The 3,732-nt window shown below is 29.1% G+C and carries 4 protein-coding genes; 1 reads left to right on the forward strand and 3 read right to left on the reverse strand.

Features of this window, described 5'->3' with window-relative positions; translation table 11 throughout:
* Nucleotides 1-747: 747 nt before the first annotated feature.
* Genes Q0V09_RS08940 through Q0V09_RS08950 form a run of 3 tightly spaced genes read right to left on the reverse strand, consistent with a single transcriptional unit; the run spans nucleotide 748 to nucleotide 3,103 of the window.
* Nucleotides 748-2,019: a radical SAM protein gene (locus Q0V09_RS08940; RefSeq protein WP_297488685.1), complete on the reverse strand. Its 1,272-nt coding sequence runs from the start codon at nucleotides 2,017-2,019 to the stop codon at nucleotides 748-750.
* A gap of 5 nt (nucleotides 2,020-2,024) precedes the next feature.
* On the reverse strand, nucleotides 2,025-2,471 hold the full coding sequence (locus tag Q0V09_RS08945; RefSeq protein ID WP_297488687.1) for a biopolymer transporter ExbD: 447 nt from the start codon (nucleotides 2,469-2,471) through the stop codon (nucleotides 2,025-2,027).
* An 8-nt stretch (nucleotides 2,472-2,479) separates the two neighbouring features.
* Entirely contained in the window at nucleotides 2,480-3,103 is a 624-nt protein-coding gene (locus Q0V09_RS08950; RefSeq protein WP_297406269.1) for a MotA/TolQ/ExbB proton channel family protein, read from the reverse strand.
* A 179-nt stretch (nucleotides 3,104-3,282) separates the two neighbouring features.
* Here Q0V09_RS08950 and Q0V09_RS08955 point away from each other — a divergent pair.
* Nucleotides 3,283-3,732 (forward strand): hypothetical protein (locus Q0V09_RS08955; protein ID WP_297488690.1); only part of this gene is annotated, 450 nt, incomplete at its 3' end.

The following is a 3,732-nucleotide window of genomic DNA, read 5'->3' on the forward strand; positions in this document are numbered from 1 at the left end:
ACCGAGATCTACACCAGGACGTACACTTTTTCCCTACACGACGCTCTTCCGATCTAAACTTCCCTCAAAATATTCAGAATCAGATTCATCCCCATCTCTAAATCCTTTATAATCATTTTTACTATAGTTTATATTAATTCCTAAATCTTCAACAATTGTTCCATAAGACACATCTGATTTCTTTCCACCAAAAGAGTCAAACTCTAATCCTGTTGATCCTCCCTTAAATCCAGCACCTGATTTAGTTACTATATTTATTATTCCACCTCTAGTTCCACTTCCATAAAGAATTGCTCCCCCTCCTGGAATCACTTCTATTTTCTCTATATTTTCTATAGGAACTGTATTTATCGGTGTCTTTGCATGAGATGTATCCAAAAGATTTGACCCTATCCCATCAACCAATATTTGAACATTAGCTGTTGCTTTAGACCCTTGACCTCTCATATCAATAATTGGATTTTTTGGATCCCCTATTACATTTACACTAGGTATATCTTTTAATACATCTGCAACAGATTGATAATTATTTTCTGCAATCTCTTTTGCCGTTACAACTGTTACTGTATTTGTTATATCTCTTTTAGATGTTTCAAATCCAGTTGTAGATATTACACTTTCCTCTAAAGCTACTCCATTTTTTGTTTCTTCATAGAAAAAATCATCATTTCCATATGATATTCCTGAAATAATTAAGCTCAGTATCGCTATTTTTTTGTTCAACATAATCCCTCTCTCTTTTTAAAATTATTTATTATCCCCTAAAGTCTTTTCAACTAAATCAACAAGAATCTCTCTTGATACATTATTCCCCCAAAACAATCCATCTCTTGTTAATGAATAGTTATTTTCATTTTCTAATATTAAATTTTTATCTTTCATTTTCTCAATTGTCTCTTTAAAAATCTCTAACTCTTTTTCTGTTAAATTAGGTAATACATTTTTCTTTTCTACAACTGGAAATTGAAATAATCCTCCAACTTTATCTAACCTTTGTTGATATTCTCCTTTTTCAACAAACATAGACATCTCTTTTTTCATTCTAAATATTCCAATATTATCCACACTTCCACCAGCCCCTACACCAATAGGAAATGTATCTCCTCCAAAACTTCTAGCCTTTATATATTTGTAGTTATCTCTATTCTTCTTAGCTATTTTAGTTAATTCAAGTATATAGTAATCACTTTCCTTTGTTAATTCATCTACAAAGGCATCATGTAATTTTCTTTCTCTAATTAAATCATCTTCCATTTTCAATTTATCATTTTCAATATCCTTTGAAAGTGCAGAACCATTATGAATCATTAAAGAATAGAAACTAGAACTTCCTAAATCTAATTCTTTTATTGTTTTTGCATCTGAAACTGCATTTTCAATTGTTTGATTAGGATAATTATAAATAATATCTACGCAAACTTCACCATTGAACTTAGCTTTTAAATCTTTTATTCTTCTAATTGTTTCGTCTCTATCAAAAGTTCTATTATAAAACTCTCTACCCTCTGTGGTAAAACTTTGAATACCAACACTTAATCTATTAACTCCGTATTTTTCCATAATTTCAAGTTTTTCATCTGTTAAATTATGAAGAGTTGTTTCAAAGGTAAATTCATGGTCAGCTGACAAGTTTATATTTCTTTCAATTGATGATAAAATTATTTCAAGTTGCTTAGCTTTATATACTGTTGGTGTTCCTCCTCCAAAATATATTACATCCACTGGTTTTTCTTTAAAATATCTATACTTTCCATACTTATCAAATTCACTAGCTATATATTCAGCATAACTATCTAAACTTCCACTTAACTGTTCTCTATTTAAATTACAAAAAGAGCAGATTTTGTCGCAGTAAGGAGTATGCACATATATTACTCTTGGTACATCTTTTGGCTCCTCATCTAACTTTTTTAAAAAATCATCCTCACTCACTCTTTTTGGTGGATAATACTTACTTATTAATCCTGTAGAATTATGATGACTTTTATGTCTTATTTCAAATGGTTGTTCTATTTTCATTTTATTTATTCCCCCTTAGTCCCCTTAGTTTCTATATCTATTGCTTGAGCTCCTGAGTCTTTAATATCAGCCATAACATCTACTACTTGGCCATAATCTATTCCTCTATCAGCTAAAATAGCTACTCTTTTTTCTTTTAACAATCCTATCTCTCTTTCTAAATTCTCTTTTAACGATTCTTTAGTTACTTCAATTATGTTACTTCCTGTTTTTTTATCAATTTTTATCTTCATTTCATTATTTAAAGCTATTAAAACTGATATTTTTTCATTAACTTCCTCTATTTTCCCTAACTTTGATTTTGGTAAATCAATTTTCATTCCTGCTTTATCATCAAAAGTAGTTGCTACCATAAAAAATATCAATAATAGAAAAACTACATCTATTAGTGGTGTTAAATCTGGTGATAACTGTTTTCTCTGATAATTCATAAAACTTTTAGATTTAAACATATTCTCACCTACATCTTTCTTAATATATTTATAAATTCAACTACATTTTTTTCCATATCAATCATCGCCTTTTCTATTTTCTTTTGAAAGAAATTATAGAAAATAAGTGCTGGTATAGCTACTGTTAATCCTGCTGCTGTTGTTATTAGTGCTTGAGATATTCCACTTGCTAAAACTGTAGGATCTCCTGCTCCATATTTTGACATTGAAGTAAATGCTCCTATCATCCCTGTAACTGTTCCTAAAAGACCAGCAAGTGGTGTTACATTTGCTGCAATAGCTAATAACCACATATTTTTTTCAAGTCTAGGCAACTCTCTTAAAGCACACTCTCTTGCTTTTTCTTCTAAGTAGTCATATGTACAACAATTCATATTCCCACCATTGTATTCAATTAAAATTGTTTTCATAACTGTTGAAGATGTATTCTTAAAGTGATTACACACCTCAATTGCTCTTTCTTTTTCTCCATTTTTTATAAATTTTTCTAGATGATTTATCAGTAGTTCTCCATTGTGTTTTTCATTTTTATAAAAATAAATACTTCTATCTAAAATAACACTCAATCCTGCTATTGATAGCAAAATTATAACAATCATCAACGGTCCACCAGCTTTAAGCATATCAATCATTTTTCTCCACTCCCTCTTTCGTTCTAATATTTTGACTTGCAAAGTTTTCGACAAATTATACAAAATATAGCAAAATAAGTCAATCTATTTATTATTAAAACTTTATTTTTGTAAAATAGTTTGAAAGTTAAAATATTTTTTGTTATAATAATCTATATTTGAATATTAATGGAGGAATTATGAAGTCTATAGTCTGTTCTACTTTTTTACATATACTTATTTTTATAAGTGCATACACTTTTGTCCCTACAAAGGGATTTCAAATAGAATCTGTAGGTACAAATCCTAGTGTATCTAATGTTTCTACTAATTTTAGTTTAAATCAAAGGCAAGTAAAGCAAGAAGAGGTTCAACTAGAAGAACCTGCTCCTGAGCCAATAAAAACTCCTCCCATTGAAAAAAAAGTGGAAAAATTAAAAGAAGTTGGAACTAAAGAGGTTATTAAAAAAGAACCTAAAATAAAAGAAAAAAAACAGGTTAAAAAAATTGAGAAAAAAAAGATAGTTAAAAAAACAGAAAAACCTGCTAAAGCAGAACAAAAATCTAGTGAAGAAGTTATGGGAAAAGATTTTATTCGGCTATCTAAAGGTATTTATGCTGCTAAAAACCAAGGAGTAAAAGGTCTAAGG

It is taken from the genome of uncultured Cetobacterium sp. (assembly GCF_947039425.1).
GTDB lineage: Bacteria > Fusobacteriota > Fusobacteriia > Fusobacteriales > Fusobacteriaceae > Cetobacterium_A.